Annotated in this window: 5 protein-coding genes; 2 read left to right on the forward strand and 3 right to left on the reverse strand. The window is 39.1% G+C overall.

The annotated features are described in order from the left end of the window. Nucleotides 1-2: 2 nt before the first annotated feature. Complete coding sequence (locus tag OWEHO_RS17200) at nucleotides 3-2,033, reverse strand: tetratricopeptide repeat-containing sensor histidine kinase (RefSeq protein WP_014203779.1); 2,031 nt, start codon at nucleotides 2,031-2,033, stop codon at nucleotides 3-5. Between the two features lie 1,156 nt (nucleotides 2,034-3,189). On the opposite strand from OWEHO_RS17200, the gene OWEHO_RS17205 reads away from it, so the two are divergent. After that, the gene (locus OWEHO_RS17205; protein ID WP_014203780.1) at nucleotides 3,190-9,861 is read left to right on the forward strand and encodes a fibronectin type III domain-containing protein; all 6,672 of its coding nucleotides are present in this window, start codon (nucleotides 3,190-3,192) and stop codon (nucleotides 9,859-9,861) included. A gap of 255 nt (nucleotides 9,862-10,116) precedes the next feature. Then, complete coding sequence (locus tag OWEHO_RS17210) at nucleotides 10,117-15,123, forward strand: LamG-like jellyroll fold domain-containing protein (protein WP_014203781.1); 5,007 nt, start codon at nucleotides 10,117-10,119, stop codon at nucleotides 15,121-15,123. 312 nt (nucleotides 15,124-15,435) lie between these two features. Here OWEHO_RS17210 and OWEHO_RS17215 read toward each other — a convergent pair whose 3' ends face one another. Both OWEHO_RS17215 and OWEHO_RS17220 read right to left on the reverse strand, forming a co-directional pair. Continuing rightward, nucleotides 15,436-16,074, reverse strand: coding sequence for a response regulator (locus OWEHO_RS17215; protein WP_014203782.1), 639 nt, complete (start codon nucleotides 16,072-16,074; stop codon nucleotides 15,436-15,438). A gap of 9 nt (nucleotides 16,075-16,083) precedes the next feature. Next, nucleotides 16,084-18,087, reverse strand: a complete 2,004-nt coding sequence (locus OWEHO_RS17220; RefSeq protein WP_223252699.1) for a tetratricopeptide repeat-containing sensor histidine kinase — start codon at nucleotides 18,085-18,087, stop codon at nucleotides 16,084-16,086. Nucleotides 18,088-18,571: the final 484 nt, after the last annotated feature.

The following is an 18,571-nucleotide window of genomic DNA, read 5'->3' on the forward strand; positions in this document are numbered from 1 at the left end:
TATTAAGCAATTCTTTTATTTATTTCAGATGAGGTGGGGATAGCAATATGAATGTAAGTTCCTTCACATTCGGCAGACTGTATTTGCACAGTTCCGCCAAGGGCTTCAAGCCTTACATTAATGTTGCTAAGGCCTATTCCTTGCGCTTTATCATCTTTGCGAAATCCTTTCCCATTATCTTCCACAATCAGCAGCAGCGTTTTTCCGCGTTTCAATAGCTGAATTCCAGCCTTAGAAGCTTTAGAGTGTCTTATTATATTAGATATTAACTCTTGTGTAATTCGATATACGTTCACCTCAATGTTGTCGGGCAACCTTCTATTTAGACCAAAACACACAAAATCTACCTCAATGGATGACGTAGAAAAACTATGATCTATCAATTGCTCTACAGCAGATTGAAGCCCATTTTCCTTTAAAACGATAGGCATCATTTGGTGTGATAGAGATCGAACTTCATTACATATGTCATCTACACGCTGTACGGTAGTATCCGAAGCTTGTGGGTTTTTGTCAAATTGAAGTTGCATTTTTAGTGCCGCTAAGGATTGCCCGATTCCATCGTGTAGCTCTCTGGCTAGGCGCTGTCTTTCAGTTTCTTGGGCCTCCATTAGTTGGCCTAGCTGTTTTTCCTTTAGTGCAAATTTGAGCGCTTGGTTCTCCTTCATCCCTTTCATTCTTATGAAATAAACTAAGCCTCCTCCCAATAATATAACAATAATTAAAAGACCTCCCATGGTAGCTTGTTGCTGCCTGCTTTCACTGAGCTCGTCATTTTTTTGTACAATTTCTACATTCTTTCTTCTCTCCTTCAAATACATTACTTCCAATGCATTTAATTGCTGCTTGCTGGTGTGTGAATAAAGACTGTCCTTTAAAACGCCCCATTTTTTATAGTAAAATGTGGCTAATTCTGGTTGATTAAGTGAGGTGTGTAAATCGGCCGCATCCTTAAAAACATCTATGTTTCTAGGGATAACGGAGCCGCTGCCAAATTTGGTTTTAAATAAATCTAAATCTTCTAAGGCCTGATCGTTATTGCCAAGGTGATAATGCATTTGAGCAATAAAAAGTAATGTATGATAACCGGCAGACTTGTTTGACTCTAAGATAGAATTCAACTCTGCATAACTGTTTTCAGCTCCTTTATAATCTCCTTTGTTTAGTTGAATTTGCCCAATACTTGTGTAAAGAGTTGATGCCTTTGATAGATCATTCTTTTCAAGGGCTATTTTCAAGGCCTTCTCATAATTTTTTTGAGCCAAATCTTGTTTGTCATTTTGAAGAAGCACATCGGCATAAATATGAATGATAGAGTATAGTTGAGCCATTCCATTACCATACTCTATAGATTTGGCTATATATGATTCCGAAGAGTTGAATAGGCCGAAGTGATGATAGGTTCTTCCCATTAAGAAACATGAGGTTGCAATGGTCAAAGAATCTCCGGATATCTGGGCATTTTTTAATGCTAAGACTGCATTGGCAAAGCTTTCATCCCACCTTTCCATAAGTTCAAATGAGATCGACCTCTCATAATATATAAATGAAAGAAATGCAGGGTTATTGTATTTTTCAGCATAGGTTAAAGCACTATCAAAATAGGGCAGAGCCTCATACACAGCGCAGGTGATCTTTCCATATTTAATTCTAGTCATTTGAGCTTTTAGAATATATATTTCCGCAAGCCTTTTATCATCGATGTTTTTTTTGTAGTACTCAAATGATTTACCAGTATAGGCTTCTGCAGAATCAAGGTCGTAAAACGTCCAATAATCAGCTCTACGAAGATTGTTTTCGGCCATTAATGCATTTGCGGAATCCTTGTCTTGAATTCGTCTAATTTTTTGGGAAGCTAAATTCAATAGAACAAGGGAGCTGTCGCGTGAGTAGTTGATATATCTTTCTACAAGTTGGTGTATCTCAGATGGACTGAGTTGCTGGGTGCTTTGACCTTTTACTGTCAATAATGTAATACAAGTAAAACCCCATATAAGTAAGTGTTGTAAGCCCCTCTGTCTTTTCAATTTCATATCTCATAAAAGCTTTGTGAGCCGAAAATTAGCATAAAATATCCTCACCGTTAACTCATTTAGGGTGTATACCCCATGAAATTGCCACGCATACCTGATGATGTATGGTCCTGAAAGAATGTAACATTGGATGATTCATAGAGGCGTATCAGCTCTTTTTGATACGAATTTATTCGATCACTAAGTTGACGGTTTAACATTAAGCCATAACACTATGATGTATAAAGTGAGAGAGAGGCTGATCTCTTTACTGTTTTGACTGTAACAGCTGATTTTTAAGAAAAGGGGAGTATAATTGGTGGTGTCCAGCGAAAAGGTGAGATTCCTAATCAATTTGATGCGCTGCAATTACCTATTCGGTTGGTAAAAGGGTTGTGAGTTAAAACAAGTGTATTATTACATATCATTAATATATAGATCCTATGACTAGGGTATATACACGAGTAAATTACCTTATTTACCTTAAAGGAAAATTGATGATATGATCGTTACTTTGCCCTGTTACCACAATAGGGAAGTCCAATACTTGGATTTTCATTCTTATATTTAGTTTTCGTAGACCTATTTATTAAGAAAAATGGAAGTGATAGAGCTCCGGTTGTTAAATCGGAGCTCTATCCATTTTATACCACTTGGTTTTTGAGATACCTCATAAATGAACCTGAATAATACATAATTGGCAGGATTTACAAAATAAAATCATTACAAAAAGCAATAGTGGTATTTTTTAGTGAATAAGAGCGCAAATTTAGGATTCCGGATGTCAGCGGAGTAAAGATTGAAAGGTGTTGTAGGTGCAAAGTTTCTTTCTAAATAAGCAGGGTGCAATCTGCGTTTCATTTCGTCTGGCAAACAGAGAGCTATAAGGCTCAAGCCCCCTTTTTTTGTCCAATCCCATCAAACATGATTAGGTGCTCTCGAATTGCGCTGGGGTATTTACCCTAAAAAATTGCCATGGGTGCCCGATTGTCTTATTCTTGAGGAAATACAAAATTTGTGTCTTATCAAATTGTTAAATAAATAAAGGCTTGACAACAAGGAGCTGAGGTTTAGTAGAGGTGAGTTCTACAGGCGGAATTAACCAAATCTCTTTTTCAAGATGAGATCAAATAGGAAACTTCAAATTGTCATAAACAGAATTAATTAAAATTAGAGTATGAAGAGATTATTACTTTCACTTACTACACTGCTTAATGTATTTTATGCCTCCGGCATAGATGCGGAATCAGCAGGACCTCATGTTAATAACAGCACAAATGCCGTTTCCGCTAAAACGGTCGAGGAAGTTGAAGCACCAACAAGTCTAGAAGTTTCTTCTAGTTCTGCATTTTATGCGGGATGTGGAGTTGTTAGTACTTTTCCTTACTCCGAAGGTTTTGAGGGCGTGAACTGGGTATCAGGATCAGGTTCTAATAATACTGGATTTATGATAGATTCGTGTTGGACCGGTTCGTCCAGTGCTGGTAGTACGTACTCTTGGGGTACCAGTACTGGGGCAAGTTCCACCGGTAGTTATGGTCCTTCTTACGGATTTGGTGGCTCTGGTAACTATGTGTATACCGAAGCATCGGGTGTAAGTTCCGGGGATATGGCAAATCTAGCTAGCCCATCCTTTGATTTAAGTTCTCTAAACTTTCCAGAACTAAACTTTAGGTACCACATGTATGGGTCGGGTATGGGTGATTTTATGGTGTGGGCATGGAACGGTACTTCCTACGACACCATAATGTCCGTAACTGGAGATCAAGGAAACTCATGGCTCGAAGCAACTTTAGATTTATCAGCTTATAAAACAGCAACTACTCATTTAGTTTTTCATGCTGTTCGAAATGGTTTTAGATCTGATATGGCTATTGATAATATTATGGTTAGCAATGGCTCTCCGTGTATTGCGCCAACCAATCTTCAAAGCTCAAATGTCACAGCTTCATCTGCAACTATTTCCTGGAACTATGGTGGTACAGCCCCGAGTCTTACTCTTTATTATGTTTCTAAAGATTCAGCTATAGGTACAGGTACTAGTGTTCAGGTAACAAGCTCTCCGTATGTTATGAGCGGCTTATTTGGTAATTCAGCACACGATGTGTATATAACTGCAAATTGCAGTGGGACTAATGGAATAAGTGATACGGTAGGCCCAGTTTCATTTACTACTTCATGCGGAGGAATCGGTATGGCAACTCCATTTACAGAAACTTTTAATACTACTTCCACAGGTTCCTCATCAAACCCGAGTGAACCTACGTGTTGGAGCTATGAAGAGACAAGCGGAGCTAAAGGTTATGCATATACAGACGGTGGAAGTGCTTATGCTGCGGGTTTTGCGCGTGGTGGTATAGGTAATTCATTTAGGTTTTATACGAGTAGTACTATTGCTGACGGTGATTCTATGGCTTTGGTATCGCCTAAAATTGCAAACATGACCACCACCCCAAAGCAAATGGAGCTTTGGATAAGAAGCCGTTCTTCCGGTTCTTCTTATGATGTGAAAGTAGTTGTAGGGACTGTTGCCGGACAAAATATGTTAAACACATTTGTTCCTTTAGATACGATTAGTATCGGTAATAATACTGCTTATCAAAATTTCACGGTTCTATTTAACACAGCAAATGGCTACAATGGAACACATGAGTATATGGCTATTTTAGATATGTCTGATGGAAATGACAGTTATAATATGGACGACATCACTATAAGTGATGCTCCTAATTGTTTACCATCTACCAATTTGGTGATAAGTAATATTACCAATAGTGGGGCGGATCTTTCGTGGACTGCAGGGCAAGGTATCCATCAGGAAATTGTATATGGCCCGGTAGGTTTTTCACAGGCTACGGCTACAGTTCATAAGGCTACTGGCACGAGTTACACAATTTCTGGGCTTTGGGATGATGACTGTTTTGAAGTATATGTAAGAGATAGCTGTGCTAGTGGATATAGCCCTTGGGCGGGTCCATATTCGTTTTGTACTTTATGTAATTATTACAACACACCTCTTGTGGAGGGTTTTGAAACCACGCCTACTGGAGGAAATACAAACCCATCTACACCTGATTGCTGGAGTTTTGTTCATACAGGGGCAGGTGATGGTTATGGGTTTACACATGATTCTCCAGGAGATTCAAAAACCGACAGTACATATTTTTACTTGCATACCAATAACAACCCAGCTAGTAATGATTTGATGGGCTTAGTTTCTCCGGGAATTAATGGTTTAACTGCAGGCGATAAGCAAATTGAACTTTGGGCAAGAAGCCGTCATCCTTATGCCATTCATGATATAAATCTTATAGTAGGTACGGTGGTGAGTCCGCTGGACATGAGCACATTTATACCGATCGACACTTTCCATATCGGCAACAATACTACCTACCAACATTTCTCTACCGAAATAACTACCGCTAACGGTTATAATGGTACTCACAGTTATCTTGCGGTTTTAGATAATTCTACAACAGGTTCTTACGCATTTATTGATGACATTACTATCGGAGAGATACCTACTTGTACAGCTTCCTCAAACTTAGCTGCAGCGGGTCAAGGTTATGATTCAGCTTACGTAAGTTGGACCGCAGGCCAAGGGCTGGCTTACAACTTGGAGTTTGGTCCTGTAGGATTTACCCAAGGAAATGGAACGTTAGTAAAGGGAATTACCAATCCGTACGCAGGAATCAATGGTCTTAGTGGAGCGACATGTTATGATATTTATGTGAGGGATAGCTGCGCTAGTGGACTGAGCCCATGGTTTGGCCCAATTTCATTTTGTACTACTTGTTCTCCAGTAGCTATTCCAATTACTGAAAATTTTGACACCACTGCGAGTGGTTCGACTTCCAACCCTTCACCTCCTGTTTGCTGGAGCTATTATGAAAACCAGAATGTATCGGGATATGGAAATACCTCTACTACAGGAATTCCGAATGGGGCAAAGCATTGGAGAATGTACAGCCCTACTTCCAGTGCAACGGATACTATAGCTCTAATATCTCCAGCTATTGCAGGTATTACCAATGGTGATAAAATGATTTCATTTTATTCAAAAACAGCTGGTGCTAGTTTTAGTAAAGTAGTGGTAGGAACTTCACCTAGCAATACATCGCTGAAAAACTTCACACCAATTGACACTTTAACTACGGATGGGGCTTCATACTCCACTAAGTTTGAAGTGTATTTAGATCAAGTTTCTGGATACAATGGCAAAGATGAATACATCGTAATAATGCATGGCAATGCCACTACGCATACTTATGTATATGTAGATGACATTATCATTGATGATATTCCTCCATGTACAGCTCCATATAATTTAGGTGTTAGCAATATTACTTCTAGTGGAGCTACCTTATCATGGTCTACAAGTGGAGGGAGTGGTTTTAGAGTAGAATATGGACCTGTTGGGTTTACTCAAGGTACGGGAACCACAGCTAATGGTACCGTGGTTAGCAATTCTACTTCGCCAACTACAATTGGAGGTTTAGCCCCAAATACTACTTACCAGTTTTATGTAGCAGATAATTGTGATTCATCAACATTTGCAGGTCCATTTTCTTTCACAACTACATGCACGGGCCAGCTTTCTGGTATTTATAGCGTAGGTTCTCCAACGGCTGATTTTAGCGATTTAGATACAGCTTTCTCCGTATTGAGCAATTGTGGTATTACAGGGCCAGTTACCTTAAATCTACAAGGTGGAAATCACAGTGTGTTTTCTATGAGGCTAGGACATATTGATGGGGCTAGTGCTACAAATACTGTATCAATAGTAGGAGGGACTGTAAGTGCAGATACGCTTAATTACGGATCAGGAAGTAATATTCTACTTGAGCTTGATAGTACTAACTATGTGACTTTTAAGAACATTAATATATATGCTCCTAATGCCTCTCGAATGGTTTGGATGCATAGCCAGGCAGAACATATTACTTTTGATAGTATAAACTTCTTTGGAGGTGCTACTACAAGTTCTAATCATTATCTTATCGTGGCTTCTTCATCACCAACTTCTATTATCAGTGGTAATGGTGATAATGTGAGCAACTTTACACTAAAGAATAGCAACCTGTATGGTGGCTATTTGAGTATGATTATCTTGAGTAGGAATGCTTCTAATAAGAGTAGCAATTTTACTATTGAAAACAATAACTTTATTGACCCTTACTACTACGGTATCCGCATGTACAATGTGGATAATGTCAATATTAGTTCAAATAAAATCAACTGTACGGGGCCATCGTCTTATGCTATCTTGCTTCAAGATGCCGATTACCTAACTATTGAGGGTAACGAAACCAAGGCAGGTAACTATGGTTTGTATATAAATGGTTCTAATAAAACTGGTGCTCCAAGCCGTTCTACCATAATTAATAACATGTTCATTGGAGGCAATTATGGAGTTTACTTCCAAAGCACTAAGCATGTTAATATTTACCATAACTCCATATTTGGAGATAATCGAGGTTTCCACTTTCAAGCCAATTTCAACAACAACTTTGATATGATAAATAACATTGTTGTTTCAGATATGGGTGAGGCAATATTTGCGAGTAATGATCCTGTATCGGCTGTATTTGATTACAATCTTTATTATACCAATGGAAGTACTCCTTTCCAGCTAAATTCAACCAACTATGCTACACTTGCAGCATGGCAAACGGCAGCTCCTACCGAAAATGATAGTTCACTTTACGGTGATCCATTGTTTATCGCACCGGATGATTTGAGAATTATACTGGGTACTCTTGCTAATGACAAAGGTGATAATACTGTAGGTGTACTTACTGATATTGATCAGAATACTCGTCCCGCATCAGGTTCAATACGTGTTGATATAGGAGCTTACGAGTACTCACCTATTGTTACAGATCTTAGTATGGTAGAAGGAGGCTTTAAAAGAAGCTTATGCTTATCTCAAAATGATACAGTAGAAATTAAGGTAGAGAACATAACAGGTTCAAATATTAATCTCGTTACAGATAGTATAATAGTAAGCTGGGATGTAACAGGGCCAATTAATTCTTCGGGTACTGTAGTTGCCGATACGGGTAACCTTCCTCTTGGAGATACTCTAAGTCTGATGGCTTTAGGAGTTGACCTCTCTGTACCAGGTACTTATTTGCTTAACGCTTATATAGAGCCAACTTCCTATAATGCCTATTTACTTAATGATACCTTGATCCAAACTTCTATTGTGATAAATCCATTATGGGAAGTATCACCTATAGGCGATACACTTTATTCAACTACGGATAGTAGCGATTTGGTAGTGAAGTCTCCATTTTTTGGAGAAGAGGCTTTCTTCATCACTGAAATTTGTCAGTACGCTGGTTCTGGAACCGGAACTCCATCAGGAGGAGCCCCATCATGGTTGATAGCTGATGATTATATTGAAATCACCGGAACACCTGGTGCAGACTTAGAAGGAATTACCTTAGAGCAGTGGAGTCTTTCAAATATGGAGGGTACTTATACCTTCCCTAAAGGAACCATACTTGGACCAAACGGAACGGCAATTATTGCAGTTGGTGATTTAGGATCGAGTGTACCAAGCCCTTCTGACTTTTATTACCATGGTAATGGAACTTTTGGAGGTACTTATAGTTCAGGTGAGGCATCAGGAAGAATATTAAAAGATGCCAACAATAACATAATCGATGCGGTGGGCTACCACACTGGTTATACTTTCCCTACAGCCGCAGGAGTGAGCCCAAATGATTGGTCAGGTTCTGCTATTTCGGGCTCAAGCTCATGGGGTATCAGATTAGAAGGCCCAGATATGAATTCACCAGCCGGATGGGTAAAAAGTACTCAGGATCCTAATGCGGTAAACAATATGGTTACGGTGCCAAGTGTACCTTCTTCAATTGGTTTTACATGGTCAAAGGTGGTAAATGGTAATTTGGTTCAAGTTGATACTGTTCCTGAAATAAAAATAGGAGAGAGCACCCCAGGTATTTTCTTCTATGTAGCATCATACACCAATGCTTGCGGAACTTTTACTGACACCGTTACCATCTATTCATTTGTTACAGGATGTCCTGGTCCTACAAATATTACTTCAAGTACTAGCTGTACAGAAGCTACTATTACATGGACTTCAGATGTGAACACCACGGATTCATATATTGAGTATGGATTAGCTGGATTTACTTATGGAAGTGGAACACCAGTAGTAAGTAGTGCAAGCCCTCAAGTGATTAGTGGTTTGTCACCAAATACCGCATATGACTTTTACATTATAGATAGTTGTACCGCTGCTGGATTTTCCACTCCTGTAAAGGTGACAGATTCCACCCAAAATGGTTTCACATCAGCCACTTTCACTTGGATGCAAAGTGCTACTAGTATAAGCAATGCTACTGTCGATTTTGATGCTTCAAATTCGGTAAATGGTATCACATATACTTGGGACTTTGGTGATGGATCTGCAGCAGGAAGTGGAGCAATGCCTACACACCAGTATACAGCCAATGGCCAATTTTATGTTACAGTAGATGTGGAAGGGCCTTGTGATACCACTTCTTTTGGAGATACAATTTTGGTAGAACAAATATCTATCAGTGAGATTCCAAACATGGGGCAGTCGTTTGATATATATCCAAACCCAACTAACGGAAAGGTATATGTAGAACTAAACCTTAGCGTAGTAAGTGATGCAACCCTAAGAGTTAGAAACTTTATGGGACAAGAAGTTTACCAGCGTGAGTTGGGGACTGTTTCAAATGATAATATCATAGAACTTGATCTTACAGAACAAGCGGGAGGAGTTTACTTTATAGAAGTATTGTCCAACGGAGACTCTTCTGTGAAACGTGTTGTAATTCAGTACTAAGTAAGGTAAATCTTACTATTTTGGGGATTAAAAAAAGGGGATTGTCCGAGAGGGCAATTCCTTTTTTTGATTCTGAGAAAAAAATCAAATAAAACGATGGGGTCTATACCGTGAATTACTAGGGTATATACCCTAAACAAGCGTTTTTTCACGAGTTCATTGTATAGTTTTGATGTTAAATGCTGGTATTATGTGTTTTGCGAGGTAGAGGCAAAGTACATATCGGTAATTAGATTTAAACAAAATCCCTATCCAATGAAGAACAAACTACTATTTATTCGAAACTTTGCCCTGCTGCTGTTTACGATGCTCTTGGCAAACAATGTCCACAGTCAAAATGCACTCGACTTTGACGGAGTAGATGATTACATAACTACAACTTTTCCTGGCGTTTTAGGTTCTGCAGACAGAACTTTTGAAGCTTGGATATACCTCGATGCCACTCCATCATCAAATGTTACAATCTTAGATTACGGTACAAGTGCCTCGGGTTCAAGAAACACATTTATCGTTAATCCAAACCTGCAATTGTCGTTCCTTTCAGGAGGATCAAATGGTAACCTTCCTTCATCAAACAATGTAGTTCCTGTGGGCCAGTGGGTTCACGTAGCTTTTGTATTGGATAATGGCACAGGTTATTCTTATGTCAATGGGGTACAGGTTGCTACAGGTAATTTGTCAGGTGTAAATACTCCTACAGGAGGTAATGACTTAAGAATAGGTCAGCGCGTTTCTGGTGGTAATATTCCATTTGCAGGAAAGATAGAAGAAGTTAGAGTGTGGGATGTAGCTCGTTCTTTAACTCAAATCAATCTTGATACAGCAACTGAGTTTTGTACTCCGCAAGCAGGTCTTGTGGCTTATCACAGATTTAATTCAGGAACGGCTGGTGGCACAAACACCACGATTACTACCTCAATTGATGATTCAGGATTGAACAATGATGGAACTCTACAAGGATTTGCCCTTACTGGAAATACTTCTAACTGGGTAACTGGAAAATTAACACCTTGTGTACCGCCATCATGCCTTAGCCCAACCAGCCTTGGAGCGACCAACGTGCTTGGCGCCTCAGCAGATGTGTACTTTACTCAAAGCAATACTGGTTCTACGGTAAAACTGCAATACGGAACTTCCGGATTTACATTAGGTTCAGGCACCAAGCTAAACCCAACAAATGACACTGTTTCACTATCAGGTCTTTCACCACAAACCACCTATGACGTATATGTAATGGAGGTTTGTTCTCCTACAGACTCAAGTTTCATTAGTACATTTTCTTTCACTACCGGCTGTGGTTTGATTAGTACCTATCCCTACTATGAGTCTTTTGAAGGTCCAAATTGGGTTTCAGGATCTGGTAATGCAAACTCTGGATTTTCAATTGATCCATGTTGGTCGGTAGCGCCTGCAAGTGGTAATGTTTTCTTATGGGGTACGCGTTCGGGATCTACATCAAGTTCTTCCACAGGTCCTTCGAATGCCTATGGAGGTTCTAATTATGTATTTGCAGAAGCCTCTTATGGCTCAACAGATGATATAGCTGACTTTACTTCTCCAAACTTTGATTTAAGTTCACTAACTGTACCGCAGCTTACGTTTGGTTACCATATGTCTGGAATTAGTATGGGAACATTACAGGTATGGGCTTGGAATGGAACTGCTTATGATACACTTACATCCGTATCAGGTGATCAGGGTAATGCTTGGGTGGAAGCTATCGTTGATTTATCTGCTTATAAGAATGACACTACACACTTGGTATTTCATGCAATACGCGGTACGAGCCTTAACTCAGATATAGCAATAGATTCTGTAGTCATAGAAGAAGCCCCACCTTGCCCTAAGCCGGGTGTGGTTACTTTAGATAGTATTACGTCAAATTCGGTAAACATAAATTTCAGCTCACCAGGGCATGAGTTTATTGTAGAATATGGACCAACAGGTTTTAATCAGGCATCATCCTCTTCATCTATAACCATAACATCGTCAGGTTCTACAATTTCAGGTTTGAGTCCAAATACTGAGTACGACTTTTATATTCAAAATGATTGTACGGATTCGGCTAATGGATTGTCTGTACGGGTAGGCCCATTTACAGCTCGTACGGAATGTTCTTATACTAATAGTTATTTTACTGATTGGGATCACCTGTCTAATACAGAAACGGACATCTGCTGGACATTCTTAGAGTATGGGGCTACAGCATCTTATGCAAGAGCCTACGACCCTAGTGCAACTGTTGCATTACAACCTTTTTCAGGTAATATTTATTACAGGTATTATAACTCTAGCGCTACCGCAACCTTTTTAGTAAGTCCTGAAATAACTGACTTGGCTACTAATACTTTACAGTTAAGGTTTCAGGCAAGTGATAGCTATACGGGCAGTACAGGTACTCCTGAGTTTTATATAGGAACAATGCTTTCACCTAATGATACGGCCTCCTTTACACCCCTTGATACCGTGACCACTATTACAGATGTGTGGACTGAGTTTACTGTATTATTAACAGGTGTACCAGCCAATCACAATCATGTGGTAATAAGACATGCTCACAATGCGAACAATGTGTATATGGCCATCGATGACCTGTATATTGAACTACAACCTGCATGTATTGCTCCGAGCCTTGGTTTAGTTAGTGATATTCGAGATACTAGCGCGGTACTTAACTGGACGGCTGGAGATGGTAGTACTTTTGATATCGAATATGGTACCACAGGTTTTACTCAAGGATTAGGAACAACTATTACTGGCTTAACCAGCACTACAGATACCCTTACAGGTCTATTGCCTGATACATGCTATGATGTTTATATCCGTGGAAACTGTACCACTAACAACAGTCCATGGTATGGACCTATCTCATTTTGTACTGAATGTGCTACCAAAATAGCCCCGTTTTTAGAGGACTTTGAAAGTTCGGGTTGGGTTAAGGGTACAGCAGCTACTAATGCCGTGGATGGTTGTTGGGTGCGTACACCTGAAAGTTCTACCAATTTATATAGGTGGGAAACTAATTTTGGAAGTACAACAAGCTCTAGTACTGGTCCTTCAGCAGGTGCGGGTGGCTCTGGAAAATATGTTTTCACAGAAGCCTCTAGAGGTGTAAATAATTCACTGGCGTCTTTGCAAATGCCAAAGGTTGATTTTTCAGGATTAACTACTCCTACGTTGCATTTTTCTTACCATATGTATGGGTCTAATATGGGAGAGTTGTATGTGTTGATAAATGATGGTACCCAAACCGATACAATCTGGAGCATCAGCGGACAACAGCAAGTGGATGATACTACAGCTTGGAAAACGGCTTATGTAGATATTAGTGCATACATGGCTCAGCCAGCTACAATAAGTTTTGTTGGTAAAAAAGGAGGTGGAATAAATGGTGATATTGCACTTGATGATGTGGGTATTGATGAACTACCCAATTGTATTACACCTACCGGATTTACTTTAGATAGCGTATACACCAATTTCGCTGACTTCAGCTGGACGTCAATAAGTAACGGTACTTCATTCGTAATGGAATATGGACCAACGGGCTTCCGTCAGGCGTCAGGTACAGGTACTAACGTTTATGCAGGTTCAAGCCCTACAAGAGTATCAGGTCTTACGCCTGGTATGACGTATGACATTTACCTTTCGGATATGTGTGATTCTACTGACTGGGTAGGCCCCATCACTTTTACCACCATTATTCAAAATGATGCTGAGCTGGAAAGTATTGTTTCTCCTTTTGATTTAGCATGCGGTGATTCAAGCCTTGTGATAGAGGTTAAAGTGAAAAACAATGGAATCAATGCCATTACTACCTTGCCTGTAGGGGCAAATATTTCAGGTGCTATCACTTCAAGTGTTACCAATACATATACTGGAAGCATAGCTCCGGGTGCATCAGCTACTATTACGGTGGGCACAATTAACGCTTATACGGGTGGTGTGATTAACATTGATGCCTACACCGGATTGTCAGGAGATCAGAATATGACCAATGATACTTTATCAGAAAGTGGTCTTGAGCTGATTTCAGCAGTTCCATTGCACATGCCGGTTGATTCCATTTGTGCTAATGATACCACAGGAATATTTGTAGCTCTTCCTCAAACGGGCATCAGCCATAACTGGTATACGAATGCTAATGATGTAAACCCGGTAGCCACAGGCGATACTGTAAGTGTGCAACCTGGACAAACTTTGTATCTGGACAGAGCCCAGTCAAATTCATTGGTTGTTCAAACCGGGACTGCCGGTTCGTTGTATGGTACTATGTTTAAAATTTATGTGAAAAAGGACTTTATCTTCTCTGGATATACGTGGATATCTCACCAAACAGGTCTAAAATCATTGAAGGCATTTTACAAAATGGGTAACTATAAAGGACATGAAACTACCCGTTCCAGTTGGACTGTAATAGACACCTTAGAGCAAGCAAGTTCTTCGAGTTTTACATCATATAGATTTGATTTCAGAAACCCGGTAACCTTTACAGCAGGAGATACTATTTCAATATACCTGGCCAGTAAAACCGGTAAATATGAAGCAGAGGGATTGGCTGGAGCAACCGTTGATTCAGTATTCAAAACCACCAATGACTTTGAGTACATAGCTGGTGTGGGTGGAGCCTATTTTGGTTCAAATATGGTAGGAGCCACAAGCGCGAGTTCTATCGCTAAAACCCTTCACTGGGAGAGCTTAGATGTGTGTGGCAACAAGCGTATATCGCTTACCATGGGCGTAAATAATGACACGGCTGTAGCCAGCTTTACCTCAGTAGTAAATGCCAATGGAGCCGATGTTGATTTTGATGCTTCAGCTTCTAGTGGCCATGTATACGATTGGGATTTTGGTGACGGAAACAGCGGAACCGGTATAAACCCAAGCAACACGTATGGTGCGGCAGGTAGCTACACCGTTACTCTTACCGTTACGGATACCGTGTGTGGAACTACAGATACGATTACTCATACTGTAATGCCTACCGTGAGCTTAAATGAGCTTGAGTTTGCAGGAAGTGTAGAAGTGTATCCAAACCCAAACAATGGTAAGTTTAATGTAAACCTTGATTTGATTGGCGGACAGGATGTGCAGCTTGCCCTGGTAAACACTGTTGGTCAAATGGTATACACAAAAGACTTAGGTAATGTAGGTGGCCATGTAGAAACCGATATGGACATTGAAAACCTTGCACCGGGAGTTTATTACCTGCGTGTAATTGCCAACGGAAAATCAACTACCGTAAGAGTTACAATTTTGTAAATAGGGAATAGGGTTATTTCCAAACCAAGGGGCTACTCGAAAGGGTAGCCCTTTTTTAGTTATTAAAGCTTGCGTATAATTTGAGGTAACCATACTCCAACCGAATGAAAACAAAAAAAGGCTTAGAAGAAATTCTAAGCCTTTTTGATGCTAACCCTGTGTGATTAGCTTTAAAACCTTATGTATGTTTCGATTAGCAAGATAGACATAGACCACAGGTTGATTCCAAACACTTTGTTTTTTTGTCAGAGAGTAAATCACAATTTGGGGGAAAAGTAAATAGCCATTATCTATGGCTTTAAATTCAAAGATTTACAGGTCATATCCATTGGCTATAGCATATCTTACTAAACCAATTGCATTATGAACATTTATCTTCTTCATAAGCTTAGTTCGGTGTGAGTCAATAGTTTTGTGGCTCAAAATCAGCTTTTCACCTATTTCCTTGTTGGTAAGTCCCTGTGCGATTAGCGTAAGCACTTCCTCTTCTCTGGGCGAAAGGTTAACCAATGAAATGGTTTTTGAAGAAACAGGTATTTTTAGGGATTTGGTATCTTTTTTAAATAAGTCCGGGCTATAGTAGCTTTTACCCTTCATCACTAAATTTAGTGCAAGAATAAATTCATCACGATCTGAGTTTTTCAATATGTAAGCTTTTGCTCCTAAGCGGATAATTTCACGATGCATTGATGGATCACCAAACATGCTGATTACAATTACCCTTGTGCTAGGAAAATACTCAGATGCATGCTTTAGTACGTTTAATCCGTTTACTACAGGCATGTGTAAATCCAGTATCATGTAGTCGGGACTATGCTTTTCCAATGCATCGATAGCCTCCTGACCGTCAGAGGCTGTAGCAACCACCTCAAGATCATCAATGTCATCTATAAGTAAGCGATATCCTTCTATTATTAGATTATGATCTTCTGCAAGTACAATAGTATTCATAAGTCTTTGTTAAGCAGTTTTTTTATTTACATCTGTAAAGGTAGGGATAGATATGTGTGTATACGTCCCACTTCCCGGAGAGGATTGTATTTGGATCGAACCTCCCAAAGCTTCTAATCTTACATAAATATTATTAATTCCAATACCGTGATTCTTAGATGTTATGTCAAAGCCTTTACCATCATCCTCAACAATCAATATCAGTTTTTTTCCACGAATTAATAATTGAATACCCACTTTTGATGCCTTGGAATGACGAAATATGTTGGAGGCCAATTCTTGGATAATTCTATAAACATTGATCTCAATATTGCTAGGTAACCTATTCTGTAATCCTGAAAATAAAAAATCAACCTCAATTGGAGAGGCAGCAAAATTATGTTCTATTAATTGTTCAATAGCAGACTGTAGTCCATTCTCCTTGAGTTCTAAAGGCATCATTTGATGTGATAAAGATCTTACTTCATCACAAATTACTTCCAGTCGCTGTACCGTTATGTCTGTAGCTTTCGGATTTTTGTCAAACTGTAGTTGCATTTTCAAAGCGACAAGAGACTGTCCTATACCATCATGAAGTTCACGAGCCAATCGTTGCCGTTCATCTTCTTGAGCATCAATCATTTGTTCCATTTGTTTCTCTTTCAATGAAAACTTAAGTGCTTGATTTTCTTTAAGTCCTTTCATCCTGATATAGTATATCAGTCCACCACCAATAAGAATTACGACTATCAATAGCCCTCCCATTCTGGCACGCTGCTGCCTGTTCTTTATTAACTCTTCATTTTGTTGAATAATTTCGTTGCTTTTTTGCTGAATCAGCTCATTCTTTTTAAGCTCCTTAAAATACATGGCTTCAAGGGCATTAAGCTGCTGCAAATTGGTGTAGGAGTAGAGGCTATCTTTTAATACCCCCCATTTTTTGTAATAAAAAGTTGCTTGGTCGGTTTGGTTGAGGGCAGTATGTAAGTCTGCCGCTTCTTTATACACATCGATACTTCTAGGTATAACCGATCCAATGCTGTACTTAGCTTTGAATAAGTTAAGATCTTCTTTTACCTGAGTGAGTTCCCCTCGTTGAAAATGTATGTGAGCCATAAAAAGTAATGTTTTATAGCCGGCTTGATTTTTTGATTCCAATATGGAGTTTATCTTATCAAAGCAAACTTCAGCAGCTGTGAAGTTATTTTCTCTAAGCTCAATTTGACCTATGCTGGAGTAAAGCACAACGGCCTTGGATAGGTTCTTTTTTTCCAGAGCAATTTTTAAGGCTTTTTCATAATTTTCTTTAGCTAATTTTATTTTGTTTTTCTGAAACAAAACATCAGCATAGATGTGAATAATTTCATCCTGTTGAGTCATTCCTTTAGCATAATCAACGGACAGGGCAATATGCTCTTCGGACGAATTGAATAGACCAAAGTGATGATAGGTTCTTCCCATCAAAAAGTTGGCTACAGCAATAGCTAGTGAATCGCAAGACAGCTCCGCATACTTCATACATAGAATAGAACTCTCAAAACTTTCCTCCCACAGTTCCATACGCTGCATCGAGCCAGCTCTTTCAAAATAAATATATGAGTATAATGGATAATCAACAATATGCTTCACCTGGACTAAAGCACTATCAAAATAAGGTAAAACTTTATCCCTCATATTCGATTTGCCTGTACCTTGCGAAAAATCTGCAAACTGAGCTTTTAAAACATACACTTCGGCCAATTTTTTATGATCGGGATGCTTTTTATAATATTGATAGGCCTTATCAAGAGTTACCTTAGCAGAGTCAAGGTTGAGCACAATCCAATAATCGGTTCTCCTTAGGTTGTTTTCAGCCTTAAGCTCATTGACTAAATCCTGTTCTTGTAATTGTTCGATTTTCTTTGAAGCTAGTTCTAAAAGAACATATGAACTGTCACGTGAATAATTCACAAACCTTTCCAGTAATTGATGAATTTCTGAAGGACTGAGTTGCTGAGCATTTTGACTCCTGGCTGGCAAAAGTAATACGAGCATAAGCACCAAAATAAATGGGTACCTCAAGCTTGAATGTGGTTTTGATTTCATCTTTAAAATCTTTAATCAAAGAATTTTCCTCCCGTTGATACGCCAAGCAATCATCAGACTCTTGGTGGTTTAGGTGGTGGAAATTACTTCAAAATATGTTTACTGAGCACCTCAGCAGGGTAAATACACTACGAAATTGGGTCGAATACCTGAGTTATTGAGTTCCAAGAAGGAAACTGACTCTTTTCAGCTTCATACAATCATTATATAATGATAAATCAGGTATTTACTTTACATATTTACAGTTTCGACCCTATTGAAAAGCCAAATATATCATTGTTACTTTGGATTGTATTTATAAAAATAGCTCTCTACCCAGGAGTGCTATCTTGAGATTAGTGTTTTTCTTGAGAATTTTAGGAAATAGGGAAGTAGTAAAGCCTCATTAAACTGGGGCTTTACTTTTTTATATCCAATAAGATTAACTGAATCG

It is taken from the genome of Owenweeksia hongkongensis DSM 17368, from assembly GCF_000236705.1.
GTDB classification, from domain to species: domain Bacteria; phylum Bacteroidota; class Bacteroidia; order Flavobacteriales; family Schleiferiaceae; genus Owenweeksia; species Owenweeksia hongkongensis.

What these genes read in the sequence shown, in the direction of transcription:
- OWEHO_RS17205 (WP_014203780.1), top strand. Translation starts at nt 3,190, where the DNA reads ATGAAGAGATTATTACTTTCACTTACTACACTGCTTAATGTATTTTAT.
- OWEHO_RS17200 (WP_014203779.1), bottom strand. Translation starts at nt 2,033, where the DNA reads ATGAAATTGAAAAGACAGAGGGGCTTACAACACTTACTTATATGGGGT.
- OWEHO_RS17220 (WP_223252699.1), bottom strand. Translation starts at nt 18,087, where the DNA reads ATGCTCGTATTACTTTTGCCAGCCAGGAGTCAAAATGCTCAGCAACTC.
- OWEHO_RS17215 (WP_014203782.1), bottom strand. Translation starts at nt 16,074, where the DNA reads ATGAATACTATTGTACTTGCAGAAGATCATAATCTAATAATAGAAGGA.
- OWEHO_RS17210 (WP_014203781.1), top strand. Translation starts at nt 10,117, where the DNA reads ATGAAGAACAAACTACTATTTATTCGAAACTTTGCCCTGCTGCTGTTT.